At 69.7% G+C, this 19367-nt stretch carries 20 protein-coding genes; 2 read left to right on the forward strand and 18 right to left on the reverse strand.

Annotation, left to right across the window (positions count from 1 at the left end; all coding sequences use genetic code 11):
- Nucleotides 1-67 precede the first annotated feature (67 nt).
- The 12 genes from M3C17_RS09145 to prmC all read right to left on the reverse strand — a co-directional run bounded on the left by M3C17_RS09145 (nucleotide 68) and on the right by prmC (nucleotide 10312).
- The gene (locus tag M3C17_RS09145; RefSeq protein ID WP_259977363.1) at nucleotides 68-328 is read right to left on the reverse strand and encodes a F0F1 ATP synthase subunit epsilon; all 261 of its coding nucleotides are present in this window, start codon (nucleotides 326-328) and stop codon (nucleotides 68-70) included.
- Nucleotides 329-330: 2 nt separating this feature from the next.
- Nucleotides 331-1785: a F0F1 ATP synthase subunit beta gene (gene atpD, locus M3C17_RS09150; protein WP_025103152.1), complete on the reverse strand. Its 1455-nt coding sequence runs from the start codon at nucleotides 1783-1785 to the stop codon at nucleotides 331-333.
- 26 nt (nucleotides 1786-1811) lie between these two features.
- Complete coding sequence (locus M3C17_RS09155) at nucleotides 1812-2708, reverse strand: F0F1 ATP synthase subunit gamma (RefSeq protein WP_259977366.1); 897 nt, start codon at nucleotides 2706-2708, stop codon at nucleotides 1812-1814.
- A gap of 19 nt (nucleotides 2709-2727) precedes the next feature.
- The gene (gene atpA, locus M3C17_RS09160) at nucleotides 2728-4368 is read right to left on the reverse strand and encodes a F0F1 ATP synthase subunit alpha (RefSeq protein ID WP_259977369.1); all 1641 of its coding nucleotides are present in this window, start codon (nucleotides 4366-4368) and stop codon (nucleotides 2728-2730) included.
- 47 nt (nucleotides 4369-4415) lie between these two features.
- Nucleotides 4416-5207, reverse strand: coding sequence for a F0F1 ATP synthase subunit delta (locus tag M3C17_RS09165; RefSeq protein WP_259977371.1), 792 nt, complete (start codon nucleotides 5205-5207; stop codon nucleotides 4416-4418).
- Complete coding sequence (locus tag M3C17_RS09170) at nucleotides 5207-5764, reverse strand: F0F1 ATP synthase subunit B (protein WP_136035260.1); 558 nt, start codon at nucleotides 5762-5764, stop codon at nucleotides 5207-5209. The genes M3C17_RS09165 and M3C17_RS09170 overlap by 1 nt, the downstream gene beginning before the upstream one ends.
- Before the next feature lie 27 nt (nucleotides 5765-5791).
- Nucleotides 5792-6031, reverse strand: a complete 240-nt coding sequence (gene atpE / locus M3C17_RS09175; protein WP_259977372.1) for an ATP synthase F0 subunit C — start codon at nucleotides 6029-6031, stop codon at nucleotides 5792-5794.
- Nucleotides 6032-6074: 43 nt separating this feature from the next.
- A complete protein-coding gene (gene atpB / locus M3C17_RS09180; RefSeq protein WP_036292497.1) occupies nucleotides 6075-6863 on the reverse strand; it encodes a F0F1 ATP synthase subunit A in 789 nt (262 codons plus the stop codon).
- A gap of 144 nt (nucleotides 6864-7007) precedes the next feature.
- On the reverse strand, nucleotides 7008-7526 hold the full coding sequence (locus tag M3C17_RS09185; RefSeq protein WP_259977373.1) for a hypothetical protein: 519 nt from the start codon (nucleotides 7524-7526) through the stop codon (nucleotides 7008-7010).
- Nucleotides 7523-8695, reverse strand: coding sequence for an MraY family glycosyltransferase (locus M3C17_RS09190; protein ID WP_259977374.1), 1173 nt, complete (start codon nucleotides 8693-8695; stop codon nucleotides 7523-7525). Before M3C17_RS09190 ends, M3C17_RS09185 begins: the two co-directional genes overlap by 4 nt.
- The gene (locus tag M3C17_RS09195) at nucleotides 8692-9399 is read right to left on the reverse strand and encodes an L-threonylcarbamoyladenylate synthase (protein ID WP_259977375.1); all 708 of its coding nucleotides are present in this window, start codon (nucleotides 9397-9399) and stop codon (nucleotides 8692-8694) included. Before M3C17_RS09195 ends, M3C17_RS09190 begins: the two co-directional genes overlap by 4 nt.
- A gap of 52 nt (nucleotides 9400-9451) precedes the next feature.
- Complete coding sequence (prmC, locus tag M3C17_RS09200; RefSeq protein ID WP_259977376.1) at nucleotides 9452-10312, reverse strand: peptide chain release factor N(5)-glutamine methyltransferase; 861 nt, start codon at nucleotides 10310-10312, stop codon at nucleotides 9452-9454.
- A 99-nt stretch (nucleotides 10313-10411) separates the two neighbouring features.
- Between prmC and cysK the strand changes: the two genes are divergently transcribed.
- Nucleotides 10412-11350 carry a cysteine synthase A gene (gene cysK / locus M3C17_RS09205; RefSeq protein ID WP_259977377.1) on the forward strand — a complete coding sequence of 313 codons (939 nt, stop codon included), beginning with the start codon at nucleotides 10412-10414 and terminating at the stop codon, nucleotides 11348-11350.
- 8 nt (nucleotides 11351-11358) lie between these two features.
- On the forward strand, nucleotides 11359-11928 hold the full coding sequence (gene epsC / locus M3C17_RS09210) for a serine O-acetyltransferase EpsC (protein ID WP_259977378.1): 570 nt from the start codon (nucleotides 11359-11361) through the stop codon (nucleotides 11926-11928).
- Here epsC and M3C17_RS09215 read toward each other — a convergent pair.
- From M3C17_RS09215 to lysA, 6 genes are all read right to left on the reverse strand, one after another.
- Nucleotides 11916-12347, reverse strand: coding sequence for a phage holin family protein (locus M3C17_RS09215; RefSeq protein WP_259977379.1), 432 nt, complete (start codon nucleotides 12345-12347; stop codon nucleotides 11916-11918). The genes epsC and M3C17_RS09215 overlap by 13 nt on opposite strands.
- Nucleotides 12348-12379: 32 nt before the next feature.
- Complete coding sequence (prfA, locus tag M3C17_RS09220; protein WP_259977381.1) at nucleotides 12380-13459, reverse strand: peptide chain release factor 1; 1080 nt, start codon at nucleotides 13457-13459, stop codon at nucleotides 12380-12382.
- 8 nt (nucleotides 13460-13467) lie between these two features.
- Nucleotides 13468-15447, reverse strand: a complete 1980-nt coding sequence (rho, locus tag M3C17_RS09225) for a transcription termination factor Rho (RefSeq protein WP_396819937.1) — start codon at nucleotides 15445-15447, stop codon at nucleotides 13468-13470.
- 164 nt (nucleotides 15448-15611) lie between these two features.
- Nucleotides 15612-16586, reverse strand: a complete 975-nt coding sequence (gene thrB, locus M3C17_RS09230; protein ID WP_259977400.1) for a homoserine kinase — start codon at nucleotides 16584-16586, stop codon at nucleotides 15612-15614.
- Nucleotides 16587-16591: 5 nt separating this feature from the next.
- Nucleotides 16592-17896 carry a homoserine dehydrogenase gene (locus M3C17_RS09235; RefSeq protein WP_259977383.1) on the reverse strand — a complete coding sequence of 435 codons (1305 nt, stop codon included), beginning with the start codon at nucleotides 17894-17896 and terminating at the stop codon, nucleotides 16592-16594.
- 21 nt (nucleotides 17897-17917) lie between these two features.
- Entirely contained in the window at nucleotides 17918-19336 is a 1419-nt protein-coding gene (lysA, locus tag M3C17_RS09240) for a diaminopimelate decarboxylase (protein WP_259977384.1), read from the reverse strand.
- Nucleotides 19337-19367 lie beyond the last annotated feature (31 nt).

Below are 19367 nucleotides of genomic sequence, written 5' to 3' on the forward strand. Positions count from 1 at the left end.
TGATCATGCAGACGCGTCCGCCCCGTCACCCGGGAAGGTGACGAGGCGGACGCGAGTGACGGAGCTGTCAGGCGATGAGAGCCGCGTTGCCGGCCACGATCGTCAGGACGTCGCCCTCCATCGAGAGGAATCCGTCCTGCGCGTTGGCGAGCACCTTGGTGCCATCCGTCTGGGTGATCCGGACCTGGCCCTCGGCGAGGATGGCCAGCACCGGCTCGTGACCGGACATGAAGCCGATCTCGCCCTCGACGGTCTTGGCGACCACCAGGCTCGCCTCTCCCGTCCAGACCTCCGCATCGGCGGAGACGAGGCTGACGTTGAGCGCCATGATCAGGCGTTCTCCTTCTGGATCTGCGCCCAGCGCTCTTCGACGTCGGAGATGCCACCGACGTTGAAGAAGGCCTGCTCGGCGACGTGGTCGAAGTCACCGCGGGTGATCGCGTCGAACGACTCGATGGTCTCCTTGAGCGGAACCGTCGAACCCTCGACACCCGTGAACTTCTTCGCCATGTAGGTGTTCTGCGAGAGGAACTGCTGGATGCGACGCGCACGCGACACGACGATCTTGTCTTCCTCGGAGAGCTCGTCCACACCGAGGATCGCGATGATCTCCTGCAGCTCCTTGTTCTTCTGGAGGATCTGCTTGACCGTGGTGGCGACGCGGTAGTGGTCCTCGCCCAGGTAGCGGGGGTCCATGATGCGCGACGTCGAGGTCAGCGGGTCGATGGCCGGGTACAGACCCTTCGACGCGATCTCACGGGAGAGCTCGGTCGTCGCGTCGAGGTGCGCGAAGGTCGTGGCCGGAGCCGGGTCGGTGTAGTCGTCGGCCGGCACGTAGATCGCCTGCAGCGAGGTGATCGAGTGACCGCGCGTCGAGGTGATGCGCTCCTGCAGGAGGCCCATCTCGTCGGCGAGGTTCGGCTGGTAACCCACGGCGGAGGGCATGCGGCCCAGCAGCGTGGAGACCTCGGAACCGGCCTGCGTGAATCGGAAGATGTTGTCGATGAAGAGCAGCACGTCCTGCTTCTGCACGTCACGGAAGTACTCCGCCATCGTCAGAGCCGACAGGGCGACGCGCAGACGCGTCCCCGGCGGCTCGTCCATCTGGCCGAAGACGAGGGCGGTCTTGTCGAAGACACCCGCCTCCTCCATCTCGTGGATCAGGTCGTTGCCCTCACGGGTGCGCTCACCGACACCGGCGAACACCGACACGCCACCGTGGTCCTGCGCGACACGCTGGATCATCTCCTGGATGAGGACGGTCTTGCCGACACCGGCGCCACCGAACAGACCGATCTTCCCACCCTGCACGTACGGCGTGAGGAGGTCGATCGACTTGATGCCCGTCTCGAACATCGTGGTCTTCGACTCGAGCTGGTCGAAGTTCGGGGCCTTGCGGTGGATGGGCCAGCGCTCCGTGACCTCGATGGTCTCACCGGGCTCGCCGTTGAGGACCTCGCCGATCACGTTGAAGACCTTGCCCTTGGTGATGTCACCGACGGGGACCGAGATGGCCTCACCGGTGTCGCGCACCTCCTGACCGCGGACGATACCGTCGGTCGGCTTGAGGGCGATGGCGCGGACGAGGTCGTCGCCGAGGTGCTGTGCGACCTCGAGCGTGATCTCGGTGGACTCCTCGCCGATCGTGATCGTGGTCTTCAGCGCGTTGTAGATGTCGGGGATCGAGTCGTGCGGGAACTCGATGTCGACAACCGGACCGTTGACGCGGGCGACGCGCCCGACGACCGCGGTCGCCGGCTGCTCAGCCGTGGCAGTGGTGGTCATTTCTTCGTCTCTTTCCTGAGGGTCTGTCAGCTCGATGCGAGAGCGTCGGCGCCACCGACGATCTCGGCGATCTGCTGGGTGATCTCGGCCTGACGCGCGTTGTTGCGCAGGCGGGTGTAGTCGGTGATGAGCTTGTCGGCGTTGTCGCTGGCGGACTTCATCGCCTTCTGCGTGGCCGCCTGCTTGGCAGCGGACGACTGCAGGAGAGCGTTGAAGACCCGGCTCTGGATGTACACCGGCAGGATCGCGTCGAGCACCGTCTCAGCGTCGGGCTCGAACTCGTAGAGCGGATAGACGGCAGTGCCGGCCTCCGACTCGTCGGCCTCCGCGATCTCCAGCGGCAGCAGGCGCACGGACTCCGGCGACTGCGTCATCATGCTGACGAAGCGGTTGTACACGAGGTGGATCTCGTCGACGCCGCCGTCGTCACCGCCGCGGGAGAACGCGTCGAGCAGCGTCGACGAGATCTCCTCCGCGGTGTGGAACGACGGGGTGTCGGTGTCGCCCGTCCACTCCGCTGCTGCCTCGATGCGCCGGAACTGGAAGTAGCCGACGGCCTTGCGGCCCACGAGGTAGAACACCGGCTCCTTGCCCTGCTCGCGCAGCAGCTCCGCCACCTCGAGACCCTCACGGAGGATCTGCGAGTTGAAGGCACCGGCGAGACCGCGGTCCGACGAGAAGATCACGACCGCGGAGCGGCGGATCGTCTCGGGCTCACGGGTGAGCGGGTGGTCGACGTTCGAGTGCGTCGCGACGGCGGACACGGCCCTCGTCACGGCCCGCGCGAAGGGGGTGGACGCCTTGACGCGTGCCATCGCCTTCTGGATGCGCGAAGCCGCGATGAGTTCCATCGCCTTCGTGATCTTCTTGGTCGTCTGAGCAGAAGAGATCTTCTGCTTGTAGACCCTGAGTTGAGCGCCCATGAATCAGTACCTCACGCGATTACGCGCGACGACCCTTGACGATCTTCTCCTGGTTGACGTCGTCGGCCTCGGCCGCAGCGTACTCCTCGTGACCAGGGGCGCCGATGGCGTGACCCTTGCCGCCCTGGAACTCCAGGAGGAAGTTGTCGGTCTGCTTGTCGAGCTCGGCCACCGTGTCGTCGTCCAGCACGTTCGTCTCACGCAGCGTGTCGAGCACCTTCGTGTTGCGACGCAGGTAGTCGAGCAGCTCGCGCTCGAAGCGCAGCACGTCCTCGACCTCGATCGAGTCGAGCTTGCCGTTCGTGCCGGCCCAGATCGAGACGACCTGCTCCTCCACGGGGTACGGCGAGTACTGCGGCTGCTTGAGCAGCTCGGTCAGGCGGGCACCACGCGAGAGCTGACGACGCGAGGCAGCGTCGAGGTCCGACGCGAACATCGCGAACGCCTCGAGCGAGCGGTACTGCGCCAGCTCCAGCTTCAGCGTTCCGGAGACCTTCTTGATGGACTTGACCTGTGCGTCACCACCGACTCGCGAGACCGAGATACCCACGTCGACCGCCGGACGCTGGTTGGCGTTGAAGAGGTCGGACTGGAGGAAGATCTGGCCGTCGGTGATCGAGATCACGTTGGTCGGGATGTACGCCGAGACGTCGTTCGCCTTGGTCTCGATGATGGGCAGACCCGTCATCGAACCGGCGCCGAGCTCGTCGGACAGCTTCGCGCACCGCTCGAGCAGACGCGAGTGCAGGTAGAAGACGTCACCGGGGTACGCCTCGCGGCCCGGCGGGCGGCGGAGCAGCAGCGACACGGCACGGTAGGCCTCGGCCTGCTTCGACAGGTCGTCGAAGATGATCAGGACGTGCTTGCCGCCGTACATCCAGTGCTGGCCGATGGCCGAGCCGGTGTACGGAGCCAGGTACTTGAAGCCGGCGGGGTCGGACGCCGGAGCCGCCACGATCGTGGTGTACTCCAGGGCGCCGGCCTCCTCGAGCGCGCCCTTCACCGAAGCGATGGTCGAGCCCTTCTGGCCGATGGCGACGTAGATGCAGCGGACCTGCTTGTTGACGTCGCCCGACTCCCAGTTGGCCTTCTGGTTGATGATCGTGTCGATCGCGATGGCCGTCTTGCCGGTCTGGCGGTCACCGATGATCAGCTGACGCTGACCACGGCCGACAGGGATCATGGCGTCGATGGCCTTGATGCCGGTCTGCATCGGCTCGTGCACCGACTTGCGCTGCATGACGCCGGGAGCCTGGAGCTCCAGCTCGCGGACACCCTCGGTCGCGATCGCGCCGAGGCCGTCGATCGGGTTGCCGAGCGGGTCGACCACGCGGCCCAGGTAGCCGTCGCCGACGGGGACCGAGAGGACCTCGCCCGTGCGGGTGACTTCCTGACCGGCCTCGATACCGGTGAAGTCGCCCAGGACGACGACGCCGATCTCGTGCTCGTCGAGGTTCAGGGCCAGGCCCTTCGTGCCGTCCTCGAACGTCACGAGCTCGTTCGCCATCACACCGGGCAGGCCCTCGACGTGAGCGATGCCGTCGGCGGCGTCGATGACGGTGCCGACCTCGGTCGCCGCGGCCCCGGTGGGCTCGTAGGCGGCGGCGAAATCCTTCAGCGCGTCACGGATGACGTCGGGGCTGATCGATAGTTCTGCCATTGTCTTCCCTTTGTATCTGGGTGCGCGGTTCCCCGCGCGAAGTCGTGTTAGCCCGCGAGCTTCTGGCGAAGGTCGGCGAGTCGTGCGGAGATGCTGCCGTCGATGACGTCGTCGGCGATCTGCACGCGCAGACCTCCGACCACGGCGGGATCGATGACGACGTTGAGCGACACCTCGCCGTCGTAGCGACGCGAGAGCGCGTCACGCAGACGGGTGCGCTGAGCCTCGGAGAGGTCGGTCGCCGTGTGCACCGTCGCGACCACGAGGCCGCGCTGGTTCGAGACGATCCGGATCGCGCGGCTCAGCAGCTGACGCACCCGGCGCTCACGCGGACGACGCACCAGCGACGAGACGATGAGCGTGGTCGCGGCACCGGCGGAGGCGCCGGCCAGGAGGCGCTCCACGAGCTCCCCCTTCGCGTCGTCTCCCCCGAGGCGGCTGCCCAGGGCGAGCTCGAGCTCGGGGTTCGCGGCCACGACCCGGGAGAAGCCGAACAGCTGCCCCTCGATGTCGGCGCCGGACTCGGCGATCGCGGCGGACCGGATCGCGAGCTCCTCGATGCCGTCGACGAGCTGGTCGGCGTTCGACCAGCGTTCTGCGACGGCGGCACCCAGAACGGCCCGGGAGGCCTCGGAGAGTCCGCCGAAGACTGCGGCGACGACCTGCTGCCGTGCCGCAGCCGGAGCGGCGGGGTCGGCGAGCGCGCCGCTCAGCTGAGACGAATCGCCCACGGCACGCGCGGCGGCGAACAGCTCCCGCGCGGTGTCGAGGGTGATGTCCTTCGCTGCGGCAAGCGTCTGAGTGGATGCCGCGAGTGCCTGAGCGGTCGCGCTGCCCATTACTGAGCCGCCTTCTCGGATGCTTCGAGATCGGCGAGGAAGCGGTCGACCACGGCGGCCGCGCGAGCGTCGTCGGAGAGCGTCTCGCCGACCACGCCACCGGCGAGGTCGAGCGCGAGCGAGCCGACCTCGCTGCGCAGGGAGACGAGAGCCGTCTGGCGCTCGGCCTCGATCTGCGTGTGCGCGGTGGCGGTCAGACGTGCGGCCTCGCTGGCCGCGGTCTCCTTCGCCTCGGCGATGATCTTCTTGCCGTCCTCACGGGCGGCCTCGCGGATCTCGCCGGCCTCGGTGCGCGCCTCGGCGAGCTGGCGGGTGTACTCCTCGAGTGCCGCCTCCGCCTGCTTCTGCGCCTCATCGGCCTTCGCGATGTTGCCCTCGATGGCGGCGGACCGCTCGTCGAGCATCTTCGTCAGACGGGGAAGGGCGACCTTCCACACCACGACGAGGATGATGATGAACCAGAAGCCCGACCAGATGATGTCGTACCACGCGGGGATCAGCGGGTTGTTGGCCGCCTCACCCTCAGCCGCGAGGTTCGTGACAAGAGCGTTCAGCATCCTGTCTCCTTCAGAAGTCGGTGGGGATTACGCGGGGAAGGGGATGAATCCGACGGCGATGCCGACGAATGCAAGCGCCTCGGTGAAGGCGATACCGATCCACATGAGGACCTGCAGGCGACCGGCCAGCTCGGGCTGACGGGCGACGCCCTCGATGGTCTTGCCGACGACGATGCCCACGCCGATGGCCGGACCGATGGCTGCGAGGCCGTAGCCGACCGCCGCGAGGTTGCCGTTGACTTCAGCGAGAACCGTAGTTGCGTCCACGGGTTTTTCCTTTCGTTGGGTGGGAGGGCTGTTGCCCGCCCGCTCAGTGCTCTTCTGCGACCGCGAGCTGGATGTAGACCGCGGTGAGGACGGTGAAGACGTATGCCTGCAGGACGGCCACCAGGATCTCGAAGAGAGTGAAGGCGCCACCGAAGGCGAGGGTTCCGATACCGAGGGCTGCCCAGCCGCCGCCCGCGGTGAAGAAGAAGAACTGGGTCGCTGCGAAGCAGAGGACCAGGATCATGTGACCGACGACCAGGTTCATCAGCAGTCGCAGGGTGAGGGTCACCGGGCGGATGATGAACGTCGAGATGAGCTCGATCGGCGTGACGATGAAGTAGACGGGCCACGGCACACCGGACGGGAAGAGCGCGTTCTTGAAGAAGTTCTTCGGGCTCTTCTTGATGCCGGCGTAGATGAAGGTGACGTAGCTGACCACCGCGAGCGTCAGCGGCACCGCGATGATCGCCGTGCCCGGCATGTTCAGGAACGGGATGATGCCCGTGATGTTCATGAACAGCACCATGAAGAAGATCGTGGTGAGGATCGGCAGGAAGCGATCGCCGTCCTTGCGCCCGAGCAGGTCGTGCGCGATGCCGCCGCGGACGAAGCCGAGGCCCATCTCGACCAGGCTCTGGAAGCGCCCGGGGACGACCTTCATGCGGCGCGTGCCCAGCCAGAGGATCAGGACCACGGCGATCACGGAGAGCAGCTGGATCAGGTGGATCCGGTTCACCGGGATGGGACCGACGTGGAAGAGGATCTCCGGGAAGAACTCATCGATCGAAGGGCCGTGGAACTCGCCATCGGAGGACGCGAGTCGGGGGGTCAGGGTCGCAGCAAGATTAAACAGCGCGGGCTCCAGCTTCGGGGCACCGGTCAGAACCGGGGCGACGATGGTCGGTGTGCTACACAGCGCAAGCGCTCGCGGGCGAGCGGCGGGCACTCCTCAACACTATCAGAATCCAAGGGTGCCCTAAGACCGCGGGGCGCCGTCCCCCGCGCCGTCGAGCGGTCCGTTCGCGGCACCGGGTGCGCGGTCCTCCGGCACCTCGGTCGGCAGGGTCGTGTCGCTCACGTTCGGCAGGCGCATCTGCGTCAGCACCACCACGTCGATCACGAGGGACATGATCACGCCGGCCACGATCGACAGGAAGAACACCATCGGGTCGAGCCACGGCTGCCCCGCGAGCAGGATCATCACGACGACGAACACCCCGAGCTTGAGCAGCCAGCCGCCCAGCACGATCGCGAAGAACAGCTGCACGTACAGCGGGTCCCCGTACCAGCGGTTCGCGATCAGGATGCTGATGCCCGTGATGGCGAGGAACAGCGCCGCGAGGAGCACGCCGAGCAGTCCGCTGACCAGGCCCTCCCCCTGCGAGACGGCGAAGCCCACGCCGCCGGCGACCAGGGCCAGCACGGCGGTCGCCACCGCGGACCAGATCAGTGTGCGGCGGAGGATCGGGGTGCTGGAAACGGGACTCGGGCTCATCGGGGCTCCACGGGGGTCGGGTCGGGTTCAGCGGCCGCGGGGCTCTTGCGGCGGCGGGAGGGGCTCAGGGTGATGACGAGGCAGGCCGCGATGCCGACGACACCGAAGCCGACGCCCGGCAGGTACTGGCCGGGCCAGTCCTCTCGGGCGCCCACGTACATCAGGAGCACCGCGAGCGAGATCACGGCGGTCCACGCGTAGAAGATCAGGACGGCGTCGCGGTCGCGGTGGCCGAGGTCGAGCATCCGATGGTGCAGGTGCTTGCGATCGGGCGAGAACGGCGAGCGGCCGGCGCTCATCCGCCGCAGCACCGCCAGGCCGAAGTCGAGCAGCGGCAGCAGCACGACCAGCAGCGGCAGCAGGATCGGCAGGAAGGCACCCACCAGCTGCGAACGGCCGAGGCGGTCGGGCTCCAGCGCGGACGGATCCATCTGGCCCGTGATCGCGATCGCCGAGGTCGCCATCAGCAGCCCGAGCACGAGCGCGCCCGAGTCGCCCATGAAGAGCTTGGCCGGACTCCAGTTCAACGGCAGGAAGCCGAGGCAGGCCCCGATCAGCACAGCCGCCAGGAACGTGGAGAGGTTGAAGTAGCTGGACGCCCCGGAGTCGCGCGTGAAGATGTACGAGTACGCGAAGAACACGCCGTTCGAGATGAGGCAGACCCCCGCGACCAGCCCGTCGAGCCCGTCGATGAAGTTGACCGCGTTCATCACGATGACGATCGCGAACATCGTGATGGTGATGCTGAGCCAGCTGGAGACGACGATGAGGTCGCCGAACGGCAGCGACAGGATCTGCAGCCCGCCGCCGACCGTGATGATCCCCGCGGCGAGGAACTGCGCGCCGAGCTTGATCATCCAGTCCAGGTCCCACAGGTCGTCCACCACGCCGATGACGGCGATCAGCAGCGATGCGGCGAGGATCGCCCACATGGTCTGCGGCGGTGTCCAGATGCTCTGGAAGAACGGGTTGGCCGCAGACACAGCGAACGCTGCCACGATGCCGAGGAAGATCGCCACGCCTCCGAGCCGAGGGGTGGGCGTGGTGTGCACGTCGCGCTCCCGGATCCCCGGGTACAGCTTGTAGCGGAGGCTCAGCCGCCACACCGCCCACGTCAGCACGAAGGTGATCGCGGCGGTGACGATGATCGTGAAGAGATACTGCTTCACGAATCTCCGTCCTGCTGCCCCGGATCGGGCTCCGGCTCGAGAAGGTCGCCCAGGACCTCGTGCAGCTGCTCCCGCGTGATCACGCCGTGGCGGAGGATGCGCACCACACCCTTCTCCTCCCCCGGACCCCGGCGCACCAGCGACGTCGCGTCGACGATCGTGGAGGCGATGCCGTTCGCGCTCAGGCCGTCCGCGAGGTACACCGCGACGCTGTCGCCGAGCATCTTCTCGGCGTCGAGCGCGGAGATCGCCGCGTCCCGCCCCGTGAGGTTCGCGCTGGAGACCGCGAGCGGGCCCGTCTCGGCGAGCAGCTCGAGGGCCACGCGACCCTCGGGCATGCGCACGGCGACGGTGCCCCTGGTCTCCCCCAGGTCCCACACCAGCGAGGGCTGGGCCGGCAGCACGATCGTGAGGCCGCCCGGCCAGAACGCCTCGACGAGCCGCTCGACAGGCTCGGGGACCGACTCCGCCAGGGCCGTCAGCGTCTCGGGGCTGCCGATCAGCACGGGCGGCGGCTGGTCGCGGCCTCGGCCCTTCGCGTCGAGCAGACGCTGCACGGCGACGGGCGAGAACGCGTCCGCGGCCACGCCGTACACGGTGTCGGTGGGGATGACGATGAGATCGCCGCGGCCGATGGCCTGGCGCGCATGGCGCATGCCGGCGAGCAGCTGCGCCTCATCACGGCAGTCGAAGATGGTGGACATGACGGTTCGATTCTATGCGGGGCCGGTGCGGGAGTCGCTCTGAGCGGCCTGATCAGGGCCGGATCGCGGTGGTCGCGCGATCGCGGAGGGTGAGGTCGCGGTGCGTGGCCGCCGCCCGCCACCCGTCAGCCGTCAGCAGCTCTCTGATCGCGGCACCCTGCAGTTCGCCGTGCTCGATCACCAGCACCCCGCCGGGGCGGAGCAGACGGAGCGCGCGGGAGCTGAGCACGCGGACGACATCGAGCCCGTCCGCACCCCCGTACAGCGCGAGGGCCGGATCGAACAGACGCACCTCGGGGTCGCGCGGGACCGCCGCGTCCGGCACGTACGGCGGGTTGGAGATCACGACGGACGCGGAGCCGTCGAGCTCCGGGAACGCGTCGGCGAGATCCGACAGCACCAGCGTGAGGTTCTCGACGCCCGCGACGTTGCGCTGCGCCCACGCGTGCGCGTCGTCCGACAGCTCCGCCGCGAACACCCGGGCATGCGGCACCTCTGTCGCCATGGCCAGCGCGATCGCTCCGCTGCCGGTGCCCAGGTCGACGCCGATGGGGGCGGGCTCTCCCGAGTTCAGCAGCGCATCGATCGCGAACTGGACCACGGTCTCGGTCTCGGGCCGGGGAACGAACACCCCGGGGCCGACCGCGAGCTCGAGGTGCCGGAAGGGCGCCGTGCCCGTGATGTGCTGCAGCGGCTCGCGCGCCTCGCGCCGCGCCACGAGGGCCTCGAGTGCGTGCTGCTGCGCCTCGTCGACCGCGTCGCCGCGCACGATGGCCGCCTGCACCTCGCCCCGGCGCCGGTCGAGCACGTGGCCAGCCAGCAGCTCCGCGTCGACGAGGGGGTCCGGCACACCGGCATCGGCGAGGCGCTGCGCCGCGGCGCGCACGGCAGCGGCGAGGGAGGAGTCGGGCATGCATTCCAGCGTAGAGTGCACCGCCGTCACATTGCCCGCGCACACAGGGCCCTCGCCTAGGCTGGTGCGGCAGCGAACCCGCGAAGGAAGGCGATACCCATGCCCGGCATCCACCCCGACATCACGACCGCCTTCGGCGACACCCCGCTCGTCCGACTGAACAGGGTGACCGAAGGCCTCGGCGCGACCGTGCTCGCGAAGCTCGAGTTCTACAACCCCGCGTCCAGCGTGAAGGACCGGATCGGGATCGCCATGATCAACGCGGCAGAGGCCTCCGGCGAGCTCAAGCCCGGCGGCACGATCGTCGAGTCCACCAGCGGCAACACGGGCATCGCGCTCGCAATGATCGGCGCCGCGCGCGGCTACCGGGTGATCCTCACCATGCCCGCGTCGATGTCGAAGGAGCGTCGTCTGCTGCTCAAGGCGTTCGGCGCCAAGATCGTGCTCACCGACCCCACTCTCGGCATGAAGGGGGCCATCGCGGAGGTCGAGCGCATCGTCGAGGAGACGCCCGGTGCGATCTGGATCCGTCAGTTCGAGAACGCCGCCAACCCGCAGATCCATCGCGAGACCACCGCCCAGGAGATCCTCCGCGACACCGACGGCGCCGTGGACATCTTCATCGCGGGCGTCGGCACCGGCGGCACCGTGACCGGCACCGGCCAGGCACTCAAGGCCGCGAAGCCCGGCGTGCAGGTGATCGCCGTCGAGCCGAAGGACTCCCCCGTGCTGACCGAGGGCCACCCCGGCCCGCACAAGATCCAGGGCATCGGCCCGAACTTCGTGCCCGCCGTGCTCGACCGCGACGTGCTCGACGAGGTCATCACGGCGGAGTTCGACGAGTCGCTGCGCGTGGCCAGGGAACTCGCCGCCAAGGAGGGCCTGCTCGTCGGCATGTCCTCGGGCGCCGCGGTCGCCGCCGCCCTGACCGTGGCCGCACGGCCGGAGAACGCCGGCAAGACGATCGTCGTGATCATCCCGGACACCGGGGAGCGCTACCTCTCCACCGCGCTGTTCGAGGACCTCCGCGAAGACTGAGGCCGTCGATGGGCATGATCGGGCGCATGCGCGAGGACATCGCCGCTGCGCGCCTCCGCGACCCCGCCGCCCGCACCGGGCTGGAGGTGGCGCTGCTCTACCCCGGACTGCACGCCGTGTGGGCGCACCGGGTCTCCCATGCCCTGTGGCGTCGGCGGCTGCGGCTGCTCGCCAGGACCACCTCGCAGCTGTCGCGCTGGCTGACCGGGATCGAGATCCATCCCGGCGCGCGCATCGGTCGCCGCTTCTTCATCGATCACGGCATGGGCGTGGTGATCGGTGAGACCGCGGAGATCGGCGACGACGTGCTGATGTACCACGGCGTCACGCTCGGCGGCCGCACCAGGGACGTCGGCAAGCGGCACCCCACCCTCGGCCACGGCGTCGCGGTCGGGGCAGGGGCGAAGATCCTCGGTCCGATCACGGTCGGCGACCGCTGCGTGGTCGGCGCCAACGCCGTCGTCACGAAGGACGCGCCGGCCGACAGCGTCCTGGTCGGCGTGCCGGCGAAGCCGCGTCAGCGCCTTGCGGGCGAGGACACCAGGGCGCTACTCACCGCCCCGGACTACTCGATCTGACGGTCGTGGCGCCGCGCACGGCCGCCGCCGCGCGCCTCGACCCGCCGCCGCAGGAAGATCAGCGGCAGCAGGACGCTGCCGAGCGCCGTGATGAGCCAGACGATCACCGATCCGAGCAGCCACCCGGTCAGGTCGGTGATGCGCAGACCGCCGATGGGCAGCAGCACGACCACCATGAGCGCGATCAGCGTCGAGAAGATGCCGATCCCGCCCATCAGCACCGGGGCATAACGGTCGGCGAGACGGCTCACCCACGGTGACAGCACGCTCTGCAGCACGGCGAACACGACGATGCACACGACGAAGCCCCACCATTGGTCCCACTGGATCTGGAAGCCGTCGAGCAGCAGATCCGCCGCGACGAGGCCGAGTCCGGCCGACACGAGGTACATGAGACCGCGGTACAGGAGGGTGAGCACGGCCCGAGCCTAGCGCCACCGATATGCCGGCGTCAGGAGTCCGAGCCCACCGCGGCGAGCCGTGCCTCCTCGTCGGCGGCGATCGCGCTCTCGATGATCGGGTCGAGCGCCCCGTCCATCACCTGGTCGAGGTTGTACGCCTTGAAGCCGGTGCGGTGGTCGGCGATCCGGTTCTCCGGGAAGTTGTACGTGCGGATGCGCTCCGAGCGGTCCATGCCGCGGATCTGCGAGCGGCGCGCATCGGAGGCCGCCGCGTCCAGCTCCTCCTGCTGCTTGGCGAGCAGCCGCGCCCGGAGCACACGCATGGCGGCCTCGCGGTTCTGCAGCTGCGACTTCTCGTTCTGCATCGAGACCACGATGCCGGTCGGCACGTGCGTGATGCGCACGGCGGAGTCCGTGGTGTTCACGGACTGCCCGCCGGGGCCCGACGAGCGGAACACGTCGATCTTCAGATCGTTCTGGTCGATCTGGATCTCCTCGGGCTCGTCCACCTCGGGGAACACCAGCACGCCCGTGGTCGAGGTGTGGATGCGCCCCTGGGACTCGGTCGCGGGCACCCGCTGCACGCGGTGCACGCCGCCCTCGTACTTCAGATGCGCCCAGACGCCCTGAGCGGGATCGGACGAGGAGCCCTTGATCGCGACCTGCACGTCCTTGTAGCCGCCCAGATCGGACTCGTTGCGCTCCAGCAGCTCGGTCTTCCAGCCCTTCGACGCCGCATACTGCACGTACATGCGGAGCAGGTCGGCGGCGAACAGCGCGGACTCGGCGCCGCCCTCCCCGGCCTTGATCTCCATGATCACGTCGCGCGCGTCATCGGGGTCGCGCGGGATGAGCAGTCGCCGCAGCTTCTCCTGGGCGGCCTGCACGCCCTCCTCGAGCGCGGGGACCTCGGCGGCGAACGCCTCGTCCTCGCGGGCGAGCTCGCGCGCCGCCTCCAGATCGTCGACCGCCGCCGTCCACGCCTCGTGCGCCGCGACGATGCGCGACAGCTCCGCGTAGCGGCGGTTGACGCGCTTCGCCCGCGCGGCGTCGGCGTGCACCGCCGGGTCGGAGAGCTCCTCCTGCACCCGGCGATGCTCGTCGATCAGAGTCTGGACGGACTCGAACACGTCGCGTCTCAGCGGATGTTGTTGTCGTGCCCGTGCGCACCCGAGGGCAGCGTGGGGATCGACTTCTGCATCTGGACGAGGAACTCGACGTTCGAGTGGGTCTCCTTGAGCTTGCCGAGCACGACCTCGAGCGCCTGCTGCTGGTCGAGACCCGCCAGGGCGCGACGCAGCTTCCAGGTGATCTTGACCTCGTCGGCGGACAGCAGCATCTCCTCGCGGCGGGTGCTCGACGCGTTCACGTCGACGGCCGGGAAGATGCGCTTGTCGGCGAGAGCACGGGACAGGCGCAGCTCGCTGTTGCCGGTGCCCTTGAACTCCTCGAAGATGACCTCGTCCATCTTGGACCCGGTCTCGACCAGCGCCGTGGCGAGGATCGTCAGCGAGCCGCCGTTCTCGATGTTGCGGGCGGCGCCGAAGAACCGCTTCGGCGGGTACAGCGCCGACGCGTCGACCCCGCCCGTCAGCACGCGGCCGGACGCCGGAGCAGCCAGGTTGTACGCGCGGCCGAGACGGGTGATCGAGTCGAGCAGCACGACCACGTCGCGGCCCAGCTCCACTAGGCGCTTGGCGCGCTCGATCGCGAGCTCCGCGACCGTGGTGTGGTCCTCGGCAGGGCGGTCGAAGGTGGAGGCGATGACCTCGCCCTTCACCGTGCGCTCCATGTCGGTGACCTCTTCGGGGCGCTCGTCGACGAGCACGACCATGAGGTGCACCTCGGGGTTGTTCTGCGCGATCGCGTTCGCGATCTGCTGCAGCACGATCGTCTTGCCGGCCTTGGGCGGCGCGACGATCAGGCCGCGCTGGCCCTTGCCGATGGGTGCGACCAGGTCGATGATGCGCTGCGTCAGCTTCTCGGGCGCGGTCTCGAGGCGCAGACGCTCCTGCGGGTACAGCGGCGTCAGCTTGCCGAACTCGACGCGGGTGGCGGCGTCGTCGACCGACAGGCCGTTGATCGAGTCGACCTTGACCAGCGCGTTGTACTTCTGACGGCCCTGCTGCTCGCCCTCACGCGGCTGCTTGATCGAGCCGACCACGGCGTCGCCCTTGCGCAGGTTGTACTTCTTGACCTGGCCGAGCGAGACATAGACGTCGCTCGGACCGGCGAGGTAGCCGGTCGTGCGCACGAACGCGTAGTTGTCGAGCACGTCGAGGATGCCCGCGATCGGGATCAGGACGTCGTCCTCGCCGATCTCGGTCTCGAACTCGTCGACGGGCGCGCCGCCGCGGCGCTTGTTGCGCTGACGGTTGCGGCCGTTGCCGTTGGCCTGATCGTCGTCGGAGGCGGCGGGCTGCTGCTCCTGGCCGCCGCCCTGGCCGCGCCCGCGATTGCGGTTGCGGCTGCGGCTGCGGCCGCGACCGCCCTGCTCCTCGCCGCCCTCGGAGGAATCGGACGAGGAGTCCTTGCCCTGGGCGTCCTGACCGGAGTCGTCGCCGCCCTCCGTGGCGTCGCTCTGCGCAGGGGCGTCGTTCTTCGCACCGTTCTTCGCGCGGGCGTTGCGGGGGCGGGCCGCCTTCGCGTCCTCACCCTGAGCCTCGGCGGCTCCGCTGTTCTCGGTCGCGGAATCCGCGGAGCCCGTGCCCTGCTCGGCAGCGGGTGCCTCCGCATCCGCCTTCTTCGTGCCGCGACGCCCGCGCCCCGACTTCGGAGCCTCGGCGGCGGGGGTCTCGGCAGCGGCAGGAGCCTCGGCGGCCGGGGCAGCCTCGGCCGCGGTGGCCGTCTCGGCCGCAGGCGACTCGGCATCGGCCTTCTTCGCCCGCGTGCGGCGCGGGGCCTTCGCCTTGGGCGCCGCCTCTGCGGGCTCCGCGGCCTCGGCGGGTGCGGCAGAGGACTCCTCCGCCGCCTTCGTCGCCTTCGCGGCGGCGGTGGCCGTGGTGGCCCTGCGCGGTGCGCGCTTCCGTGCCGGCGCGGACTCCGCGGCCTGCTCGGCGGCGGGCGCGTCCGTGGACGGAGCAGCCTGATCGTTCTGGGTCTCGGAGAGGTTCTCCACGAGTACTCCCTTATAGGTCATGGGAAAATGAGCGTGAACGCGCACAACGGGTGCTGCGCACGATCGCACGGGCTGACGCTCGGCGTCAGCCTGCCTCGGCACTTGTGCCTCAGGGGTTTGCGTGCGGTTCTTGCAAGAGGTGCAATGGGGCCAGATTCACGAATCTACGTGGAGCCCTCCGCTCGATCCCCCACTGTACCACCACGAACGTCGACGGCGAGCAGGAGCGCTTCCCACGGGGTGTCGGACACCCGGTTGGCCACCTCCACCGCATCCTGACGGCTCCCCGGCCCGTCCGCCAGCACGAGCACGCTCGGCCCCGCGCCGGACACGACGGCCGCGAAGCCCGCGGCCCGCAGAGCCTGCACCAGACGCTGCGTCTCCGGCATGGCCTGCGCCCGGTAGTCCTGGTGCAGCCGGTCGGCCGTGGCATCGAGCAGCAGCTCGGGGCTCTGCATGAGCGCCGCGATCAGCAGCGCCGAGCGGGACACGTTGAAGACCGCATCGGCCGTGGAGACCTGCGGCGGCTGCAGCGACCGCGCCTGCGAGGTCGACATCGTGTACGGGGGCACGAGTACGAGCGGCGAGACGCCGCGGTGCACCAGCAGTTTCTTGTGCTGCGGCCCGCGCTCGCCCATCCAGGCGATCGTGAGTCCGCCGAAGAGCGCGGGGGCGACGTTGTCCGGATGGCCCTCGATCTCCGTCGCGAGACGCAGCAGGTCCGCGTCCGACAGGTCGAGATCGCCCTCCAGCAGTCCCTTCGCGGCCAGGACGCCCGCGGCGACGGCCGCCCCGGAGGAACCGAGGCCGCGGCCGTGCGGCACGCCGTTGTGCGCCACGATGCGCAGGCCCGGCATGGTGCGCCCGGCATCGGCGAACACGTACCGGATGGTGCGCACGATCAGGTTCGAGTCGTCGCGGGGGATGTCCTCCGCGCCGGAACCGGAGACCGCGATCTCCAGCTGACCCTCGGGCAGCGCGGTGACCTCGAGCCGGTCGTAGATGCTGAGCGCGAGGCCGAGCGTGTCGAAGCCGGGGCCCAGATTGGCGCTCGTCGCGGGCACCGTGACCTCGACCGTGCGACCGATGAGTTCGCGGGTCGCGGCCGGAGCCTGCTCCTCGGATGCCGGAGCGGTCACGGTGGTCACTCGCCTTCCACCCGCAGCACGGACACGACCTTGGCGACCACGTCGCTGTCGGCGAGGACGTCGACCGTGTCGCTCAGGGCCTGCTCGGTGGCACGGTGCGTGCCGATCACGAGACGTGCGGTCGGCTCGTCCTCGCCCTCCACGGTCTGCACGACGGTGGCGACCGAGACGCCGCCGTCGCTCAGGATGCCGGCGACCGTGGCGAGCACGCCCGGCGCATCGGAGACCTCGAGCGTGATCTGGTAGCGGGTGGTGACATGCCCGATCGGGACGACCGGCAGGTTCGCCCTGGTGGACTCGCCGACGCCGACGCCGCCCGCGATGTGGCGACGCGCCGCGGACACCACGTCGCCGAGCACGGCGGAGGCGGTCTGCACGCCGCCGGCGCCCGCGCCGTAGAACATCAGCGAGCCCGCGGCCTCGGCCTCCACGAAGACGGCGTTGTTGGCGCCGTGGACGGAGGCGAGCGGGTGGGAGGCGGGTACCAGGGCGGGATACACGCGCACCGAGATGGACTCGGCGCCGTTCGCCTCGATGCGCTCGCACACCGCGAGCAGCTTGATCACGAAGCCGGCCGCGCGGGCCTCCTCGATCATCGACGCGGTGATGGCCGTGATGCCCTCGCGGTACACCGCCTCCAGCGGAACGGCGGTGTGGAACGCGAGGCTCGCGAGGATCGCGGCCTTCTGCGCCGCGTCGTAGCCCTCCACGTCGGCCGTCGGGTCTGCTTCCGCGTACCCGAGGCGCTGTGCGTCCGCCAGCACATCGGCGAAGTCCGCGCCCTCGGTCTCCATCCGGTCGAGGATGTAGTTCGTGGTGCCGTTGACGATGCCCATGATGCGCACGACCCGGTCGCCGGCGAGCGAATCGCGCAGCGGGCGGATGATCGGGATCGCACCCGCCGCCGCGGCCTCGTAGTACACGGACGCGCCGACGCGGTCGGCCGCCTCGAACAGCTCGGGGCCGTGCGTCGCGAGCAGGGCCTTGTTGGCCGTCACCACATCCGCCCCGGAGCCGATGGCCTGGAGGATGCTCGTGCGCGCCGGCTCGATGCCCCCGATGAGCTCGATCACGATGTCGGAGCCGAGGATGAGCGACTCCGCATCGGTGGTGAAGAGCTCCTTCGGCAGCTCGACGTCGCGCGGCGCGTCGACGTCCCGCACCGCGATGCCCGCGAGCTCCAGGGCGGCTCCGGCGCGGTCGGCGAGCTCGTCGCCGTGCCGCAGCAGCAGCGCCGCGACCTGGGAGCCGACGGCTCCGGCGCCCAGCAGCGCCACGCGAAGTCGTCGGTAGTCAGTCATGGGTGCTCCTTCGGGGGTGGATCATCGGTCTCCCTCGGGGGCATGCGCCCCGTCGATGCCCGCGTCGCGGGCCAGCAGGTCGTCCACGGTCTCGCCGCGGACGATGACGTGCGAGCGTCCGTCCCGCACCGCCACGATCGGCGGCCGCGGGACGTGGTTGTAGTTGCTCGACAGCGACGCGCAGTAGGCGCCGGTCGCCGGCACGGCCAGCAGGTCGCCGGGCACGAGGTCGGCCGGGAGGTACTCGTGGTCGACGACGATGTCGCCGGACTCGCAGTGCTTGCCGACGACGCGGCTGAGCTGCGGCGCCCCGGTGCCCTCCCGCGAGGCCAGACGCGCGGAGTAGCTGGCTCCGTAGAGCGCGGTGCGGGCGTTGTCGCTCATGCCGCCGTCGACGCTCAGATAGCGCCGCGTGGCCCCCGACTCGATCGTGACGTCCTTCGTGGTGCCCACCTCGTAGAGCGTGACGCCGGCCGTGCCGACGATCGCCCGACCGGGCTCGAACGAGAGCGCGGGCACCGGGATGCCCCGTGCTGCACAGCCCTCGGCCACCGCGGCGACGATCGCGCCGGCGAGCTCGTCGATCGGCGTGGGGTCGTCCACGCGGGTGTAGGCGATGCCGAAGCCGCCGCCCAGGTTCAGCTGCGGGACCGGTCCCCCGTCGAGCAGCGCGGCGTGCAGTTCCAGCACCCGCGCGGCGGATTCGCGGAACCCGGCGACGCCGAAGATCTGCGAGCCGATGTGACAGTGCAGCCCGGCGAACTCCAGCCCAGGGATCTCGCGGATGCGGGCGACGGCCTCCGCGGCCTCCGGCAGCGGGAAGCCGAACTTCTGATCCTCGTGAGCGGTCGCCAGGAAGTCGTGGGTCTCGGCGTGGACGCCGCTGATGACGCGGACCATGACCCGCTGCACCGCGTCCGTGCGTGCGGTGATCGCGGCGAGCCGCTCGATCTCGATGGCGCTGTCGACCACGATCGTGCCGATGCCGAGCTCGACGGCGCGCTCCAGCTCGGCGACGGACTTGTTGTTGCCGTGGAAGCCCAGCGACGCCGGCGCGACGCCCGCCGCCAGCGCCACCGCGAGCTCTCCGCCCGTGCACACATCGATCCGCAGGCCCTCGTCGACCACCCAGCGGGCGACCGTCGTGCTCAGGAACGCCTTGCCCGCGTAGTACACCTGGGCCGTGGTGCCGTGTGCGGACGCGGCACTGTCGAACGCGACGCGGAAGGCACGGGCGCGCGTGCGCACCTCGTCCTCATCGAGCACGAGCACGGGGGTGCCGTAGGTGCGCGCCAGCTCAGCGGCGCTCACCCCGGCGAGCACGAGCGCGCCGTCGGCGTCGCGCGTGGCGGAGGCCGGCCAGACGCCGCTCGCAAGGTCGTTCGGGTCGTCGGGGACCAGGAGCCATTCCGGGGCGAGCGAGTCGGCAGGAGCGAGCACGGGGCACCAATCGTGGGTCGGATCTCGGGCG

It is taken from the genome of Microbacterium sp. p3-SID336 (genome assembly GCF_025143365.1).
Lineage (GTDB): Bacteria > Actinomycetota > Actinomycetes > Actinomycetales > Microbacteriaceae > Microbacterium.